Annotated in this window: 14 protein-coding genes; 4 read left to right on the plus strand and 10 right to left on the minus strand. The window is 42.3% G+C overall.

Annotation, left to right across the window (positions count from 1 at the left end):
- Positions 1–201 precede the first annotated feature (201 nt).
- On the plus strand, positions 202–2766 hold the full coding sequence (locus tag VRK28_RS00895) for a bifunctional diguanylate cyclase/phosphodiesterase (RefSeq protein ID WP_332393109.1): 2565 nt from the start codon (positions 202–204) through the stop codon (positions 2764–2766).
- Here the strand turns inward: VRK28_RS00895 and rep are convergent.
- Positions 2756–4768: a DNA helicase Rep gene (gene rep, locus VRK28_RS00900; protein WP_332393110.1), complete on the minus strand. Its 2013-nt coding sequence runs from the start codon at positions 4766–4768 to the stop codon at positions 2756–2758. The genes VRK28_RS00895 and rep overlap by 11 nt on opposite strands.
- Before the next feature lie 111 nt (positions 4769–4879).
- Here rep and ubiK point away from each other — a divergent pair, with 111 nt between their 5' ends.
- On the plus strand, positions 4880–5143 hold the full coding sequence (ubiK, locus tag VRK28_RS00905; RefSeq protein WP_054561163.1) for a ubiquinone biosynthesis accessory factor UbiK: 264 nt from the start codon (positions 4880–4882) through the stop codon (positions 5141–5143).
- Positions 5144–5194: 51 nt separating this feature from the next.
- Here the strand turns inward: ubiK and can are convergent, their stop codons facing one another.
- The 7 genes from can to ilvG form a co-directional block, all read right to left on the minus strand.
- A complete protein-coding gene (can, locus tag VRK28_RS00910) occupies positions 5195–5857 on the minus strand; it encodes a carbonate dehydratase (protein ID WP_054561164.1) in 663 nt (220 codons plus the stop codon).
- A gap of 18 nt (positions 5858–5875) precedes the next feature.
- Positions 5876–7054 (minus strand): methyltransferase, encoded by a 1179-nt coding sequence (locus VRK28_RS00915; protein ID WP_332393111.1) that lies wholly within the window; start codon positions 7052–7054, stop codon positions 5876–5878.
- Between the two features lie 49 nt (positions 7055–7103).
- Positions 7104–8108 carry an ABC transporter substrate-binding protein gene (locus tag VRK28_RS00920; protein WP_332393121.1) on the minus strand — a complete coding sequence of 335 codons (1005 nt, stop codon included), beginning with the start codon at positions 8106–8108 and terminating at the stop codon, positions 7104–7106.
- 131 nt (positions 8109–8239) lie between these two features.
- Positions 8240–9790: a threonine ammonia-lyase, biosynthetic gene (ilvA, locus tag VRK28_RS00925; RefSeq protein ID WP_054561166.1), complete on the minus strand. Its 1551-nt coding sequence runs from the start codon at positions 9788–9790 to the stop codon at positions 8240–8242.
- Between the two features lie 2 nt (positions 9791–9792).
- On the minus strand, positions 9793–11649 hold the full coding sequence (gene ilvD / locus VRK28_RS00930; RefSeq protein ID WP_062566580.1) for a dihydroxy-acid dehydratase: 1857 nt from the start codon (positions 11647–11649) through the stop codon (positions 9793–9795).
- Between the two features lie 104 nt (positions 11650–11753).
- Entirely contained in the window at positions 11754–11999 is a 246-nt protein-coding gene (ilvM, locus tag VRK28_RS00935; protein WP_054554110.1) for an acetolactate synthase 2 small subunit, read from the minus strand.
- Positions 11996–13645 (minus strand): acetolactate synthase 2 catalytic subunit, encoded by a 1650-nt coding sequence (gene ilvG / locus VRK28_RS00940; protein ID WP_332393112.1) that lies wholly within the window; start codon positions 13643–13645, stop codon positions 11996–11998. Before ilvG ends, ilvM begins: the two co-directional genes overlap by 4 nt.
- Before the next feature lie 536 nt (positions 13646–14181).
- On the opposite strand from ilvG, the gene VRK28_RS00945 reads away from it, so the two are divergent.
- Positions 14182–15060, plus strand: a complete 879-nt coding sequence (locus tag VRK28_RS00945) for a TraB/GumN family protein (protein ID WP_332393113.1) — start codon at positions 14182–14184, stop codon at positions 15058–15060.
- Positions 15061–15084: 24 nt separating this feature from the next.
- On the opposite strand, the gene modF is transcribed toward VRK28_RS00945, so the two are convergent.
- The gene (gene modF, locus VRK28_RS00950; protein WP_332393114.1) at positions 15085–16542 is read right to left on the minus strand and encodes a molybdate ABC transporter ATP-binding protein ModF; all 1458 of its coding nucleotides are present in this window, start codon (positions 16540–16542) and stop codon (positions 15085–15087) included.
- A 129-nt stretch (positions 16543–16671) separates the two neighbouring features.
- Between modF and VRK28_RS00955 the strand changes: the two genes are divergently transcribed.
- The gene (locus tag VRK28_RS00955) at positions 16672–17295 is read left to right on the plus strand and encodes a hypothetical protein (protein ID WP_062566584.1); all 624 of its coding nucleotides are present in this window, start codon (positions 16672–16674) and stop codon (positions 17293–17295) included.
- Between the two features lie 13 nt (positions 17296–17308).
- On the opposite strand, the gene VRK28_RS00960 is transcribed toward VRK28_RS00955, so the two are convergent.
- Positions 17309–19060: a response regulator gene (locus VRK28_RS00960; RefSeq protein WP_332393115.1), complete on the minus strand. Its 1752-nt coding sequence runs from the start codon at positions 19058–19060 to the stop codon at positions 17309–17311.
- Position 19061: the final 1 nt, after the last annotated feature.

The raw sequence follows: 19061 nt of genomic DNA on the forward strand, positions 1-19061 counted from the left end.
CAGTTCAAAAACTAATACTAAGGGCTTAATTTTATTAAGCCCTTTTTTTGTGCCTGCTTTTAGCCGCTAGACTAATAGTGTAGCCAAATACGCCCCATCATAAATTACTATTTTGTTAACATCTGTTACTTGACGATCTAATAAAAAAGTGGAACTATAAAGGACGAAATTTAAACAACAATAAGATCTGGTTCTAAATCATTGGAAGATTCAGCAACACACATTGATAAGCTAGAAAGAAAAAATGCTCGCTTAAAATCGCTTTTACAAAAGTATAAGCAATCACATCACTTGCAACATGCTCTTTTACAATTATCAGAGCAAGCAAGCACTGTTGCCGAATTAACCCTACTCTACCCTGCTATCCACAACATTCTGCAAGACTATATCCCAAGTAAAAACTTCTTCGTTGTGTTACATAACCCGGTTTACGATAACCTTGAGCTATCTTATTTCGCCGATGAAAAAGATGGTCTTTCAGTACCGTTAAAATATGAGCAGTACTTTAAAGAAGGCCTCACGGGTTACGTATTTAAACAAGGTAAAACCTGTTACTTTACCAAACAACAAACAGAGCAAGCGGTTGAACAAGGCTTACTTAAGTGCTTTGGTACGCCAGCTGAGCATTGGGTTGGAGTGCCCGTCTATCGCGATAAAGTCATTATTGGCGTCATGGTCGCGCAAAGCTATGACAATAAACAAGGCTATTCGGAGCAGCAAATTGAGTTGCTCGAAGCGATGTCATTATATTTAGCGACAGCGATTGAACGAGTTAAAAAACGTGAGCTGCTCGAATCTGAAGTAAAAATTCGCACCCGTGCACTGACACAAAGTAACCAAGCACTTAACGACGAAATTCAACAACGTAAAAGTGCGCTAGAACGCCAACAGATCTTATTTAAAATATCAGAGCTGGCAACACAAAGTAAAAACCTCGACGATGTATATCAGCATGTACATAACATTATCAAAACCATTACCTATGCAGATAACCTATACATCGCATTGTATGACCAAAAGTCACATTGGTTGAGTTTTCCTTACTGCGTCGATGAATTTAACGATAATGGCAAACCAAGGCCATTTGCTAAAGGCTACAGTGAACTGGTGCTCAGCACTGAAAAGTGCCAAGTCATAGACAGTGAAAGAGCAAAAGAGCTTATCAAGCTAGGCGTAGTAGAAAGGCCTGTTAATGTACCACCTGAGCGCACCGCGACGAGTTGGTTAGGTGCTCCGCTGAAAACCTCGCAAGGCGTTATAGGCCTCATTGTTTGCCAAGCTTATAACAATAAACATGAATTTAGTCAGGATGATTGTGAGCTAATCACCTTTGTATCGCATCAAATTGCTAATGTTATTCAAACTCACCTAGCAAACCAAGAGTTAAAGCTTAGTCACCAAAAGCTTGAGCACCGGGTCACTGAAAAAACCAAAGAACTTCGCCAAGCCAATATGCACCTGCAAATGCAAATTGAAGAGCGTAAAAAAATAGAACAACAGCTGTACCACGATGCACACCATGACTCACTGACGAGCTTACCGAATCGCAGTTTATTCTTAACTCAACTTGAAAAAACATTGCAGCATTACCAGCGCTACCCAGAGCAGCAGTTTGCAGTGCTATTTATTGACCTTGATAAATTTAAAGACATTAACGATCACCTTGGTCACCAAGCAGGCGATCAATTTTTAATTGGTGTTGCCGAGTCTTTCTCGCATTGTATTCGTGAGCATGATTTGCTTGCACGTTTAGGTGGTGATGAGTTTGTGATATTGCTCACTCACTTAACAGAGCAACAGCAAGCCCAAGATGTTGCCAAACGTATTATCGAAATTATGAGAAAACCTTTCTGTATGAAGGGTCAGTGCATTCAAAGTGGTGCGAGTATTGGTATTACCTACTCAAAACCCAGCTACAAACACACCGATGAAATTATACGTGATGCGGATGCAGCCATGTATTACGCGAAAAATGCAGGCCGTAATCGCTTTGAATGCTTCCATCCGCTGCTTAATGCCAGCAATGTGCAACATGATGCTGACAATATGCATCACTTAGATGATTTGCCTATGCACTTTAGAAGTGCCGAAATCATTACCTTGGATGAACAAACTCGCTCAGAATCTTTACTCGAAGCATTTGGTGAACACCCAGTACTTGGTAGCACCAGCTTTGAAGTACTTAAGAAGTTTGCAACCGATAGAGTTCAGCACTTTGAGGTTGAACTTAATTTATTAAAACAAGCCTTCAGCTTAGTAAGTGACAGTAATCTAGAAAAAGTATTATTCCCTTGCTCTGGTTTAGTTCTTGAACGTATTAATTTTCAAGCACTGTGTAAGCTACTAAAAGCTCACGATGCGAATAGAATGTGTTTATTATTCAACGAACAAGAAATTCGTTATGCATCAGCGGTACAAATTGAAAATTTAAAAAACTTGGTCGCACAAGGATTTTCGATTGGTTTGAATGAATTTGCTAAAGATCGCTGTGAATTAAACTTACTGACTGAGTTCCAATTCGATTACTTGTTATTAAGTTCAACATTCAGTAAGCGTGTACTACAACAAGAAAACTATCACCTACAACTGCAAGGTGTGCTGGCGATTACTAAGCTGCAAAATATCCAAGTAATCGCGAAAGGCCCGTCAATTTTTAACTACCGCACGTTACTCGATAAGCACGGATTGTCATTGTTTATTGGTAAGCAACATGCGCTGGCGCCCTTCGAACACGAAGCACCGAGCGCACAATTTATTACTTCTTAAGCATTGCTCTTAGATTAGCTACACGAGCTTGGCCTTTTTCCATACGCTCAGCCTGTGAAGACGGTGGCTTTTTCGCTTCGAAGGCTAAATCATCTTGTGGTAACTCTTGCACAAAGCGACTGAGCTCAGTATCTGAAGTTTCACCAAATTGACGACGTAACTTAGCATAGGTCATTACCAGTTCTTGTTGTGCACGCGTAATACCTACATAAGCAAGACGACGCTCTTCTTCAACGTTATCTTCATCGATACTTACTTGGTGCGGTAACAAACCCTCTTCCATACCAACCATGAACACATACGGATACTCCAAACCTTTTGAAGCATGCAGTGTCAGTAATTGTACCGCGTCAGATTCGTCTTCTTCTTCGTTACGCTCAAGCATATCCCGCAGGGTCAGTTTACTGACCACCTCAGCAAGGTTCAGCGGCGGGTTGTCTGCATCCCCTGTTAGCATGTCGGTGATCCAACGATAAAGCTCTGAAACGTTTTTCATGCGCATTTCAGCAGCTTTTGCACTCGGTGATGACTCATAAAGGTATGCTTCGTAGTTAATTTGCCTAACTAACTCTTTTACAGCTTCAAGAGTATCGCCCCGTACTGCATTATCAGAAAGCTCAACCACCCAACGGGCAAAGCCAGCTAAGGCATTGAAACCACGGCCTTTTAAGCGGTGTGCAAGTTCAGGTTCAAAACAGGCTGCAAATAAACTGATGTGCTTTTCATTAGCAAGGGTGCCGAGTTTTTCGAGTGTGACCGTACCAATCTCACGGCGTGGCGTATTAACAATACGTAAAAAGGCATTGTCATCATCTTGGTTCACCAATAGGCGTAAATACGCCATGATATCTTTAATTTCTGAACGCGAGAAAAATGACATGCCGCCGCTGATCTTATAGGGAATGCGGTTGCTCATAAGTGCTTTTTCAAACACGCGCGCTTGGTGGTTACCACGATATAAAATTGCGTAATCTTTGTAGCTGGTGCGTTTCATGAATTTATGAGAAATAATCTCTGCCACCACTCGCTCTGATTCATGCTCTTCATCACGACAACCAATCACTTTGATAGGCTCACCATAGCCAAGCTCACTGAATAGCTTTTTATCAAACTCGTGAGGGTTATTAGCAATCAAAATATTCGCCGCTTTTAGAATTCGCCCTGCGCTACGGTAGTTTTGTTCAAGCTTAATTAAACGTAAGCCCGGAAAATCTTTACTTAATAGCACAAGGTTTTGAGGCTTAGCACCGCGCCATGAGTAAATTGATTGGTCGTCATCGCCTACCACGGTAAAACGAGCTCGCTCACCCACCAGTAGCTTAACCAACTGATACTGGCTGGTATTAGTATCTTGATACTCATCCACCAGCAAGTAACGAAAACGCTGCTGCCAACGCTCACGCGCAGCGGCATTTTGGCCTAACAATAAAGTAGGGATCATGATCAGATCATCAAAATCTAGGGCGTTGTAAGCACGTAATTGATTTTGATAACGCGCATACAGCTGAGCAAACAAGGCTTTTTGCGGCTCACGGGCTTCGCGAACGGCACGTTCTGGTAGAATCAACTCGTTCTTCCAACTACCTATTTGCATCTTCAGTAGGTTGAGTAGATCTTTGTCTTTTTTAAGTTCTTCTTCGGTCAGCTCAGCTAATAACTGGTTGGTATCTTGATCATCAAACAACGAAAAACCAGGTTTAAAACCTAACGTCGTTAACTCTTTTTTGATTATCTCAAGCCCAAGGGTGTGAAACGTTGAAACCCATAAGCCTTTCGACTCTTGTTTACCCAGTGTTTGCGTTACACGCTCACGCATTTCTTTTGCGGCTTTATTGGTAAAGGTTACCGCCGCAATATTGCGCGCTTGATACTCACACTTTTGCACCAAGTAAGCGATTTTATTAGTAATAACACGCGTTTTACCAGATCCCGCACCGGCTAATACCAGACACGGTCCACTGATATACTTTACCGCTTCATCTTGTTTTGGGTTGAGTTTCATAAGCCCCTAAAGAAATTATCCAAAGACAGGACGGGCAATTTTACCGTAATCACTACACTACGCCTAGCCAATAAGGTAAGATTGTTTTTTTACGTGACTCAAGGGACGAAGATGATCAACCCAGCAAAACTTGAAGAAATCGCTAAGCAAATTACTGACAACATGCCTCAAGGCGTGAAAAACCTTGCCGAAACAGTTGAAGGCAAAACAAAGCAAGCTATTCAAAACAAACTTGCTGAGATGGACTTTGTAAGCCGTGATGAGTTTGATATTCAAAGCCAAGTACTTATTCGTACTCGTGAAAAACTCACTGAGCTTGAAGAGAAAGTGGCTTTACTTGAGCAGCAACTTGCTAGCAAACAAGACGAACAATAAAAAAGGAGAGCGAATTAGCTCTCCTTTTTTCTAACTAGCTAGTTTTAGGTATTAGCTTTTTTCTGCCACGCGTTCAAATACGCGCTTAACGGCAATACCGTAGGTATCACTAGCTTCTTCTGCACAGGTCACAACCGACTCAAGATCATTAAGATGACCATTTGCTAAGCCATACACCCAACCATGAATTGTTAACTCTTGGCCTTTCGCCCAAGCATCTTGCACAATGTTAGTACGGCACACGTTACGTACTTGTTCGATAACGTTTAGTTCAATTAAGCTATTTAAACGCTCTTGTTCAGGTAATGCATTAAGCTGTTCGATGTGTTTTTCTTTTACATCACCTACGTGGCGTAGCCAGTTATCAATTAAGCCAAAACGTGCTTCGTTTAATACTGCTTGAACACCACCACAGCCATAGTGACCAACGACCATGATGTGCTTCACTTTCAATACTTCAACAGCGTATTGCATTACCGAAAGACAGTTATGGTCAGTATGCACAACAACATTTGCTACGTTACGGTGAACAAATAGCTCACCCGGTAACAAGTCTACGATTTCGTTTGCAGGTACACGCGAGTCAGAACAACCGATCCACAGGTACTCTGGATTTTGCTGCATTGATAGAATTTTGAAAAACTCAGGATCATTTTCACTCGTACGCGCTGCCCAACGTTTATTATTCTCGAATAAATTTTTTAACTTTCTCATTGCGCCTCTTTACGGTATTTAATAATTAGCTTGGATCAAGATATTCCTTGGTGTCAGCTGCTTTTCGCAAAACGTACTAACTGTTACTTGATACCCTTGTTGTTGCAAATATAAAGCACGATCGAGCACGAGCCAAACTTCAATTGCCCTTCTGAACACATGTCGGACGAGTTCAACTCGCTCAGTTACCCTTTTGCGCTTTTTACCTATCTCTAAAAATTTATTGTAATCAATGCCTTCTGGTAAATATAATGATTTTTTCTCAGCTGCCCACAAACAAAATGAGCTAAACGAATCAGAGAAGATCGCTTTGTTCACTGATGGCACACTCACATAGTGCATTTCACCGGTCAGTGATTTTCGTAACGCGTCAAATCCAAGACGCCATTCAACCTCTGTTTTTCTTACCTTATCAACTCGGCTCGGTGCTGTTACCGTTTCTTGCAGCGCCAGTTTTAAATCGCGATGAGTAAGCGCAAGTTGGCTTTGCATGGCAGGCTCGCTCATTGCTTGATAGGCGTTATCTGTGAATAAATGATAACAGCACGGTGAAAAACTGATTTGTTGGGTTTTCGCTTTGCTTGCTTGCTGCATAAATGTTTGATGCAAACGACCACAAGCATGTAAAGCAACAGCATGCTGCTGGCTTTCAAAAAAGCCATCAGTGTCATCGGTTAATACATCAGCTTGTGTAAACTGCATCGCCAATTGCTGTTGTTTAGCACTGTGTTGACCTTGGTCGCACAAGTATTGTTGTAGCTCAATGCTATGTACACGTGGTGCTCCATTGAATGCCAACATGCGACCTAAATGCCCTTTACCAGCACACCATTCTAAAACAGGCTGGTTTAATGGCTGCTGACTGATCGCCGCGACAAAGTCTTGTAGTTGCTCAAACTTACGGCCTTTAATGCCATTACTTATCCAAAACGGAAATTCATTTCGGGCAGCACTTATCGCTGGCAACTCACACAATTCAGCCAGCTTTTCGATGTGTTCGATTTCATCAGTAAAATAACGATATAAAGCCTGCTGATCGGCATCAAGTTCACTCACTTGTTGGTCATCAAGCGCCCATAATAAGTTGGCTAATTCAGGCCAAGGAAGATCATCAAAATCAAATGCGGTACATTGCCAGTATTGGCGGGTTGAAAATAGCAGTGCATCTAAGGCAGCAAAGTGCTCGGCAAGTGTCATAACTACTTAGCGACAAGAAATAAAAAGCAGTATAACAGATTTATCTTATTTAACGTCGGTTACTGCTGATCAAACGAATGTACAATGGCACACATGCAATACTTAGAATGATGGCTAGGATCAGCATCCAAGATAGCTCAAACCCTTCTGTTTGCTGTTGATCATACATAAAGCCATCAAAGGCCTGATCAAACTCATCCTGATCTAAGCCATATAAATCTGCAATCAAGCGCCACTTTGCCATCGACATATTGCCTAAATTAATCCCCGGTGGTTGAATGTAGCTTGCTAACACATGGGCTTCATAGGCCAGCTCTTGTACGCTTTTATGGGTGGCATAATGCTGCTTGGTTACATCGATGCTTTCTTCTAAGTGTAATAAGGCATACCGCCACCCTTTTAAGCTGGCACGGTAAAAGCGCTCAACAACCTCAGGCTTGTTCGCTAAAAACTGCTCAGAGGTATATAAAATATCGCCATACACATTCAAACCAAACTTTTGCGGGCAAATAAGTCGGTGACCGACTCCTTGTAATGTCATCGTATAAGGCTCATTGGTGACATAAACTTGCACCGCATCTAAATCACCGGCAAGCCACTCTTTAATACCCCCTTCATGGCTAGCTGCCATCAAGCTTTCTAGGCTCAATCCTGCGCGCTGTAACATCACCAGTAACTCAGCATTTTCTATTGAACCGATTTTACTTAGCTTTTTACCAGCAAAGTCTCTTGGCTGAAAAATATCTGAGTTATTTTTTACCATCCAGCAGTAAGGTGAAAACTGCAGTATGGCTCCAAGGGCAACAACCGGAGCGCCTTGCTGACGCTTTTGTAATATGCCTGAGTGGGTAATGGCAAAGTCGGCTGTACCGCTTAGTACTTTAGGGAAGGTATCTGGGTGGTTTGGATCAGCAGGAATAATATAGACATCAAGGCCAGCTTCCTTATAAAAGCCTTTTTCAGCAGCCATATAATAGCCTGCAAATTGAAACTGGTGAGTCCATTTTAATTGTAAGCTAACTTTATCAGCACACTGTGCGCTCATAGAAAGCATTAAACAGATTAACCCTAATAGGCTTTTTATACCTTGCACGCATCATCCTTGCTTGAAACCGTGCATTAACTATAGGAAAAATAGAGAAAAAAACAAGGCTGCTAATTAGCAGCCTTATTCAGGTTTTATAACTAATTAGCCACTTTCACTGCGCTCAACTCCTGACCTTGGCTGGTTAGGAACTGGGTGAAACATGGATTGTTTGTTTCATCTTGAACGTTGTATCCCAAACGGTTCAAATGCTCATTGAATACTTCATAATCACTCGGTTCAATAGCAAAGGCCGCCAGCACATTACCAATTGCCCCACCATGGTTACGGTAATGGAATAAAGTAATATTCCAATTACTACCAAGAGTATCTAAGAATCGTGCCAGTGCGCCTGGGTATTCAGGAAACTCAAAGCGTAATAAACGCTCATGAAGTTGAGCTGGCGCTTTACCACCCACCATATAACGAATATGCAATTTAGCCAGCTCGTTATCTGATAGATCGCAAAATGTGTAGTCGTTTTCTGTCAGTGCCGCTTTTAACTCATCAAGCTCTTGCTGCCCTTGTCTTAAGGCAATACCAACAAAAATTTGTGCTTCGCCAGGACCTGCATAACGGTAATTAAACTCGGTGATAGCCCTGCCACCTAATGAGTTACAAAACTGCTTAAAGCTGCCCTTCTCTTCTTTAATAGTCACAGCAAGAAGTGCTTCGTTCTTTTCACCAAGTGCCGTTCGCTCTGCAACATAACGTAAGCGGTCAAAGTTTAAGTTTGCACCCGATAAAATCGCAGCTACGTTTAAGCCTTTAACACCATTTTGTTGGCACCACTTTTTAAGGCCCGCTGTTGATAGCGCCCCTGAAGGCTCCGCTATAGCACGAGTCGAAACAAAGATATCTTGCATTGCGGCGCAGATTTCGTCGCCCGTTACAGTGACCACTTCATCACAAAACTTTTGCGCTAAACGAAATGTTTCTGTGCCGATAACTTTTACGGCTACACCATCAGCAAAACTGCCAACACGGTCAAGCTCAACAGGCTTGCCTGCTTCAAGCGCTGCTTTTAGGCAAGCACTCTCGTCAGCTTCAACACCAATGACTTTAATATCAGGGCGTAACGACTTAATGTACACCGCCATACCTGCCAGTAAGCCACCACCGCCAACAGGAATAAAAACAGCATCAAGGTCGTTCAATTGCTGCATTAATTCACGGGCAACGGTACCTTGGCCAACAATCACATCAGGATCATCAAACGGTGGCACAAACACCCCGTTACGCTGCTCTGTCAGCTCTAAAGCATGGGCTTTTGCCGCATCAAAATGATGGCCGTGCAATACCACTTCACCACCGAGTGAACGTACAGCATTCACTTTAATTTCTGGTGTTGTGACTGGCATCACAATCGTTGCTTTATGGCCTAAAAATGAGGCACTAAGTGCAACGCCTTGCGCATGGTTACCCGCTGAGGCTGTGATCACATCAGAACCTTTTGGCAACTTGCTCAGTTTATGAAATGCACCACGAAGCTTAAATGAATAAACCGGTTGTTGGTCTTCACGCTTTAGCCATACATGGTTGCCTAGCCGTGCACTAAGGTCAGCCATTTCGCTGACCTCAGTGACTTTTGCAAGGGGCTCCATGTTTGCTTGGATGATAGCGCGAAAATAATCGAGCTCTTGAGAAACCATAATTAACTAAGCTCCTCAAGTTTTGCTAAATCGCGAACAGCTCCTTTGTCTGCACTGGTTGCAAGTAATGCATAGGCTTTAAGTGCAGATGAAACATAGCGGTCACGATCAAGTGGTTTATAAGCATCTTTACCGCGTGCAAGTTGCTTTTGTTTACGTGCTTCAAGTTCTTCATCAGACAGCGCTAGGGTGATTTCACGGGTTGCGATATCAATGATTATTTTATCGCCATTTTCAACATAAGCGATTGCACCACCACTTGCTGCTTCTGGTGAAACGTGACCAATTGATAAACCCGATGTACCACCCGAGAAACGACCATCGGTGATAAGCGCACACTTTTCACCTAAGCCCATTGATTTTAAGTAACTCGTTGGATACAGCATTTCTTGCATGCCTGGGCCGCCTTTTGGTCCTTCGTAACGAATTACAACAACGTCACCCGCTTTCACTTCGCCGTTAAGAATACCTTCTACCGAATCATCTTGTGATTCGTATACAACCGCAGGGCCTTCAAAGTGCAGCATTTCTTCAACTACACCGGCACTTTTAACAATACAGCCATCAAGGGCTAAGTTACCTGATAGTACAGCTAAGCCACCATCTTGACGAAAGGCATTTTCAACACTGCGAATACAGCCGTTTTCACGGTCATTATCAAGTTCTGGCCAGCGGCATTCTTGGCTCATTGCTTTTGTCGTACGGATACCGGCAGGGCCTGCTTTATAGAATTTTTGCGCTACTTCATTATTAGGATCGGTGGCATCCCATTTAGTCACCATTTCGGCCATAGTGTGACCTGCTACATGATCAACAGTTAAATCGACAAGGCCAGCCTTACCTAATTCACGAATAATTGCCATCATGCCACCAGCACGGTGCACATCTTCAATATGATATTTATTGGTTGCAGGCGCCACCTTACAAAGGAAAGGTGTTTTGCGAGAAAGCTCATCGATGTGCGACATATCAAAATCAACACCCGCTTCTTGCGCTGCAGCTAATAAGTGTAAAACCGTATTTGATGAACCCCCCATAGCAATATCAACTACCATTGCATTCATAAAGGCAGTGCGATTAGCAATAGCACGTGGTAATACTGCTGCATTATCTTTTTGATAATACTCACGGCATAAATCAACAATGCGCGCACCTGCTTCAACGTAAAGTTGTTTACGGTCTTTATGCGTAGCAAGTGTGGTACCGTTACCCGGCAGTGCTAAACCAATCGCTTCTAATAAGCAGTTCATTGAGTTGGCAGTAAACATACCCGAACATGAACCACAAGTAGGACACGCAGAGCGCTCTACTTTTTCAGAGTCTTCATCGCTTACTGTGGTATCAGCACCTTTTACCATGGCATCAACTAAATCAAGTTTAATGTCGATATCAGCAAGGCGTGTTTTACCCGCTTCCATTGGACCACCTGATACGAAAATAACCGGAATATTTAAACGCAGTGCTGCGAGCATCATCCCCGGGGTGATTTTGTCGCAGTTAGAAATACAGATCATAGCATCGGCACAGTGTGCATTAACCATGTATTCCACAGAGTCAGCAATTAAGTCACGCGATGGTAGTGAATAAAGCATGCCGCCGTGACCCATCGCGATACCATCGTCGATTGCAATAGTATTAAATTCTTTTGGTACACCACCGGCTTCGGTGATAGTTTCAGCCATTAGCTCACTAAGTTGGTTAAGGTGAACATGGCCCGGTACAAACTGAGTATATGAGTTAACAACAGCGATAATTGGCTTACCGAAGTCTTTATCTGTCATCCCTGTTGCACGCCATAAAGCACGCGCCCCTGCACGTTTGCGACCTTCTGTTGTTGTTGCACTTCTTAATTTAGCCATAATTACCTCAGTTGTTGCAGTGGCATGCCACTGACTTCCTCATTCCTAATTTATTTCTCACTAAAGCATCAATCTGATTGCTCTAGTTACCTGTTGATTTTTTACTAGATTGCTTGTTGTTGAAATTGGTTTTCAACATTAACGTGTTTAACATCAACCAATTTATTCAATTGTGATGTTAGTAGATAAATTGGCTTATCGCTGTCTACCGTCATAGTGACGTGAAACGCTTCATCAGCCATTTCTAAATTCATGGTTGTTAGGTCAAAGCCGCGATGACGTGCAACGCGTAAAAAGCGCTCTACAGCGACACTTTGATTCTTTAGCGCAATCGTTAGGGTGTGTTTCATTTTACTGTCTCCGTCATCATTTCATCATTGGCAGCACCGGGTGGTACAAGCGGCCATACATTTTCTTTATCATCGATACAGGCATGCAGAATGTATGGGCCTTCACTATTTACTAACGCATCAACTGCAGCATCGACTTCATCTGCTTTAGTGATGGTTTGACCTGGAATGCCAAACACCGCTGCTAACTGCACAAAATCAGGATTATCTGAAAGGTTTGTTTCAGAATAACGACCTTCAAAAAATAGCTGCTGCCATTGACGTACCATGCCTAAGCGCTGGTTATCTAGGATTAGAATTTTAACTGGCAGATTGTTACGGCGAATTGTTGCTAGTTCTTGAATGTTCATCATGATTGAGCCATCACCCGACACTGTGATCACAAAATCATTTGGACGAGCAACTTGAGCGCCGATAGCGGCCGGTAAACCAAAGCCCATGGTACCCGCACCACCACTACTTAAGTGATTACTTGGGTGGCTAAACTTCATGTGTTGTGCCACCCACATTTGGTGCTGACCCACATCACAGCACACAACACCCGTTGATGGCATTTTTTGGCTTAGCTGGTTTAATAAATAAGGGGCAAATACTTTCTCGCCCGGATAGTCATAACGCCATGCATGTTCTTTCATCATGCTTTCGATGTGCGTTAACCACTCATCAGGCGTTACAAAACAATCAAGTTGCGGTAATGAGGTTTTTAAATCTGCGACTAATGATGCTTTTGCAGGCTTACGCTTACCAACCTCTGCCGCGTCGATATCAAGGTGTATCACTTTTGCTTTTGCGGCAAACTTGCTTAAATTGCCAGTAACACGGTCGTCAAAACGAGCACCGATACAAACCAAAACATCACACTCTTGCACTGCTAAGTTAGCCGCTTTACCACCATGCATACCTAGCATACCCAAATCATATTCATAATCAGGTAATACGCTGCCTAGCGCTTTTAATGTTGATACTGCTGGCATGTGAGTTTTTTCTAAAAACTGCATAAGCACGTTTTGTGCATCAGCAGCCTGTACACCACCACCGATATACGCCACAGGGCGCTGCGCTTCACTTAAGATTTGATTGGCTATCGCAACTTGGTTTGCGTCTAATTTTGGTAAATGATCTTCGGCAGCTAACCAAGGGTGGAATGGTACTTGCGCCATTTGGATGTCTTTTGGGATATCAACTAATACAGGGCCTGGGCGGCCGCTTTGCGCTAGGTGGATGGCTTCTTGTAGTATTTCGGCTAAGTCTTCAGCTCTTTCAACCATGTAACTATGTTTAGTACATGATAACGACATACCTAACACATCCACTTCCTGAAAGGCGTCGGAGCCTATCGCTGCGGTAGGTACTTGCCCTGTGATTGCAAGTAACGGCACTGAATCCATCATCGCATCAGCAAGGGCTGTTATTAAGTTAGTCGCACCAGGGCCTGAAGTTGCAAAGCACACACCTAACTTACCTGTGCTGCGGGCAAACCCTACAGCTGCAAAACCAGCTCCTTGTTCATGACGCGTCAAATAATGTTTGACTGGCGCACCGTACAAGGCGTCGTAAATAGGCATGATGGCACCACCTGGGTATCCAAAAACATCCTTAACGCCATGTTTGGCTAATAAATCGATTGTTAACTCTGCGCCTGTCATCGTAAATCCTCATTCCTCAGTGACATTGTGTATTTGCTGCGACTCAAACCTTAAAACGAAAAAGCCCCCCGGACTGTTAAGTGCGGGGGGCTTTTTAAATGCTTCACTTTTCTCTAAGCACTAACTAGCCCCCGCGGTAATAATAATCACCACGACGTTAATTAGAATTAGAGAAAGTTTGTTTGTAAGCATTTATCTGTAACCAAATTCTGTTCATTTGTAGCGGAAATCTAGCCATCCCGCTGTCTTTTTCTATTAGTACCGCGCTGGGGCCTGTAAGTCAACATAAAAATCAATTCAAAAAACAGGCTAAAAAGCAAAATTAAAGGAATAAATATTCAACAATTTCACATATAGAGATTTATATTTCACTATTTATTAAAAATTGAAATTTCATACCTCGTTATTTGCCATTATATGATTGATTAATTTTTAGCAATTAGATGTGATTTTTCTGCATAAAGCCGATTTAATTTAACGCCTCAAAGAAAAATTAGTTTAGTATTGAAAATAACCACGTTATGAAAAGGAAAGTTATGAAATTCGTCCAGCGTATAAATGCCCTGTTTTTTATGGTGCTACTACTTGGTTTTAGCCAATATGCACTTGCAGAGCCGGGGTTATGGAAAGTAGAAAAAAACGGCGTTGCTTCTTATTTATTCGGTACCGTGCATGTTGGCGATAACAGCATGAAAGGCTTGCCAAGTAAGGTAACAAAAGCACTCGATAACTCAGATAAAGTCATTGTTGAGGTGGATATCAGCGCCATTTCACCAATGGAAATGCAGCGTCGCTCATTACCATTTATGATGCTGAAAAATGGCAAAACCTTACAATCAGAATTATCACCAGAAAACTATGCAAAACTGCAAAAGTACTTTGCTGATAAATCAATTGATATTGCAATGTTTAAGAATTTAGCACCATGGGCGGTGATGGTCACCATGATGCAGATGGAGTTCCAAAACGTTGGTTTTTCAGATCAATACGGCATCGACAAGCAAGTACTTGCTTACGCTAAAGAACATAAAATATCTATTGGTGAGCTCGAAACTCTTGAACGCCAAATGGAAATGTTTGAGCACTTAGCAATTATGAATGACAAGATGATCGAAGAAACATTCGAGCAACTTGCAGACGTAGATACCTACTTTTTTGGTCTTATCAAGGCTTGGAAATCGGGTGATATGAAAACACTTACGCAGTTTTACAATGAAAGCTTTGATGACTCTCAATATGGTCAACTAAGCGAGCAAGTGATGTTGATAGACCGTAACAACAATTGGGTTAATCAACTATCGACTCGCATCGGTAAAGAAAAGCTGTTCATTGCAGTGGGCGCTTTACACTTACCCGAACAACACGGCTTATTGAAGCAATTAACAGACAAGGGTTTTACCGTTACCCGTAACTAAATGATTTCAATCGTTTAAAGCGCCTTAAGGCGCTTTTTTTGTGAAATCTGCCATCTCTAAATAATTGTTGATACCGGCTATTTTGTCACTCGCGTGGTGATTAACATACACCACGGTGCTGGTGCCTGCAGCGCAGATTTTTTCTATTAGTAATAATACTCGTTGCCTATTCGCTTCATCGAGGCCTAAGCAAGGCTCATCAAGGATCAATAAGTTAGGGTGTTTAACCATAGCCCGAGCAATCAACAATAAACGCTGATCACCAAAAGACAGTTGGCTAAATGAACTGCTTTGTTTGTCACTTAAACCTAATAACGCTAACCACTTTTTGGCAATGGCAAGTTGCTTATCGGTGGCTTTTTGGTAAAGACCAATGCTGTCATAAAAGCCCGAAACAACCGTATTGAGCGCGGTTATACTCACTCGATAATCCATATGCAGCGCGTTAGAAATATAACCAATGTGCTGTTTAATTTGCCAAATACTCTCACCGCTTCCGCGCTGATAGCCAAACACCTTGATATCGTTGTTGTAACACTGCGGGTTATCACCCGTGATAAGGTTCAGCAAACAGGTTTTACCTGAGCCATTTTTACCTGTTAACTGCCAATGTTCGCCTTGGTTAATTTGCCAGTTTAGTTTTTCAAATACAGCCTCGCCGCCATAACTCACTGCTGCGTTATTGAGTCTTACCAGCATTGAATCCGTGAGCGGAGGCGCTTGATGGTCAATATCAGCCTCAGGTATTTGTAACTGAGTATGAGTGAGATGCAATAGCTTGAGTAAATCATCGCGCTGCTCGGGTCTAGGCTTCGCTAATTGCTCTGTGACATGACCCTCTTTAACATAAGCGTAATGATCAACAAAGTCAGGGATCTCAGTTAAACGATTGAGCACAAAAATAAGGGTTGTTGTTTTACTAAGCTCTGCGAGTAGCTGATTAAGCTCTGCCATTGCCGTGACATCTAAACCATCAAAAGGCTCATCAAGCACAAGTAAATCTGGTCGACCTATTATGGCTTGAATCAACATCAGTTTGCGGGTTTCACCGGTCGATAAATCGCGAAATGCCTTGCTAAGTTTGTCACTAAAATCAAATAGGCTTATTAACTGCTGTAGCAAATCACTATCAAGCTGTTGCTCGTCTCGACCTGCAATAATTAACTCATAAACCGTACTCGAAGGCGTAACGCCATCAATAATATCATCTTGATCTTTAGTTAGCTCAGCCGCAAGGAGCTGCTTTTGGCTGTCTGGCGAAACCAATGCTATACGCTCAAAGCTATTCTCATACTGGCCTTTTTCTATTTTCGCAAAACCGGCAATGGCAGCTGCCACCGCCGATTTACCTGCCCCATTCGCACCAAGTAAAACCCATTGCTGCAATGGCGATACATTGATATTGAGATCATCTAAATAATAAACGTCATTGCCCAGCCCTTTTAGGCTAGCTTTAACATTAACCAACTGCACTTGTTGCACTTTGAATCCTCATTCTAAGTTACCGTTAGCTTGACGTTACCGTATTCGATAAAAAATTAAAAATCGTTTAAACCTTTTTTGAACACAGCTGCGACTAAGGTATAAAAGGTCATCAACAGGAAACAGACAATGAAAAAATTACTTTGTGTAGCAGCAATTGGCTTAGCACTAACAACAACATACGCAATGGCAAAAGATTCTCGTGAGCTAAATCATAACTTTGCTGTGAGTGGCGCAAGCCAGCTTGATATTGATTTTCCGGTGGGCAGCTTAGAAGTCGAAAGCTATGACGGTAGCGAAGTCGTCGTTACGGTTCGCATTGAACCAAAAAATGACAATAGCTGGTTCAGCTCTGATGTCGATTTATCAGATATTGAATTAAGCCACTCGCAAAGTGCCAGCTCACTTAGCTTAAAACTAGATAATGACGACATTCAACAAAACTGGCATGTAAAAATGCCTAAATCGATGGCAATTGATGTTGAACTTGGTGTTGGCGATATTGAAATTAACGACGCAAGTAATTCAGTTGAGATTGAGCTTGGTGTGGGCGCGGTAAGAATTGATAGCGCGCTTGATGACTACAAACGTATCGAGCTTGATACCGGTGTGGGCGATACTAAAATTCGCGGCTTAAAAAATGACGGTAACACTAGCCGTAAAGTGGTTAGCTCGCATTCAAGCTATCGTGGCAATGGCCAATACGATATCGAAGTCGAAGTGGGTGTTGGCGACATTAAAGTAACGAACTAATTTAACGCTTTGGTTATCCCTGTGAGCTCTCAGCAAATAAAATGCTGAGAGCTTTTTGCACTGAATCCAGCGTGATCGGTTTATATACGTGCAAGTTTGCTCCAAGCTCATATACTCGTTGCAAATCTTCATTCGATGTATTGGCGGTCACCACCAAAATTGGCACCTGTTGCCCCTGCTCATTACGAATAATATCAATCGCTTTAAAGCCATCCATAACTGGCATATTTAAATCCATAAAAATTAAATCGTAATGCTTATCTGAGGCTTTATCTGTGGCAATTAAACCATTTTCCGCCACATCAAAGCTGTAATTTAAATGGCTAACCATGCGCCCTAAAATGGTGGCGTTTAGCGGGTTATCTTCAACAATTAAACAATGTAATGCTTGCGGCAGCGGCGCTGGCATTGCTGATTTAGGCGTGCTTTCTAGTTCTAAATTAATTAACACTTTCACACCTTGTGGCTCAGCATTAAGAAATTGGATTTCTCCTTTTAATGCTTTAACAATGTGCATAACCCTAAGCAGCCCCGTTTTTAAGCCTTGAAAGTGTTGCTCTGAGTCATTTTCGTAGCTAAGTAAATCTGTCGGCGGCTTTTCAAAGCCTTTACCGTTATCTTGTATTTCAATTACAAAGTGCTGCTCACCTTGGCATGCAGCGGTAACGGCAATACGGCCTTGGCTTGGAGTAAATTTAACGGCATTGTTAATGATTTCAGCAACAATTTGCGTCAACCTTGCATGGTCAGTGCTCACCTCTTTATCGAGTGAGTCAGCTAAGTTCACGCTCAAGGTAATACCTTTATCGTTACAGGCATATTCATAGGGTGAGATAGCTTGCTTTAATGTTGATAACAAATTGCTGCTAGTGAAACTTAATTGCCATTCTCCCGAGGTTAGCTGCTGTAAGTCCATTAATTCGTCTAGCATAGCCACCAGCCTGTTAACGCAATAAAGCGCCTGCTGTTTAGTCAGTTGCTGACTGTCGCTGATATCGAGCGCTTCGATAGATGCGGTTAAACCTTGCAATGGTGTTCTAAATTCATGACTGGTACGGGCAATAAAGCGCTCTTTATTTTTATTAACACGCTCAGCAAACTCTTTTTGTTCTTTGTACTTAGCAATATTTTTAGTGACCAGTTTCTCCATAGGTTTAAAAATGAAAAATAGCTCAATTGCTAATAACGTCATGGCGAGCAACCAGAACAATAACTCTAGCACCGCCAAAAATGTGACTTTTTGAACTGATTTTTGCTCGAGTAACTTAACCGCTTGGTCTAGCTTTGTGAGCAGTGCTTCAAGCTGATTGCTAACAAATGTTGAGCGGTCCACATAGGCAAAATCATCGGTATTGTTTAATAGCTGCTGCGCTTTACTCACATAGCGCTTTACATGTTCATCTAACGCGGTCGGCGGCGAGAAATAATGGGCCTCAAGCGCCTCATTTAAATGAATATAGTGACCTTGCTCATCTTGCTGAATTAAAAATTGATGCCCTGCAATAAATTGCTCAACCGCTTGTTGCAATAGCCTTCGGTGTTGCTGTTGAAAATGATCGGATTCATGATAAATGAGTGCATTGCCATACAAGGCAATTTTTTGTGACAGCATACGTTGTTTACCGGCAATATTGATAACCTTGGCATCACCCTTTTGGATATACAAAAGGCTCTGTATCAAAATGGCTGATACAGAGATCAATATGGCAATCGCCAATAACCCCCAGCGATATCGTCTTCGGATATCTGTGACTAGCTGCAACATG

The organism is Pseudoalteromonas sp. P80D2, from assembly GCF_036680945.1.
In the GTDB taxonomy this organism is placed as follows: domain Bacteria; phylum Pseudomonadota; class Gammaproteobacteria; order Enterobacterales; family Alteromonadaceae; genus Pseudoalteromonas; species Pseudoalteromonas shioyasakiensis.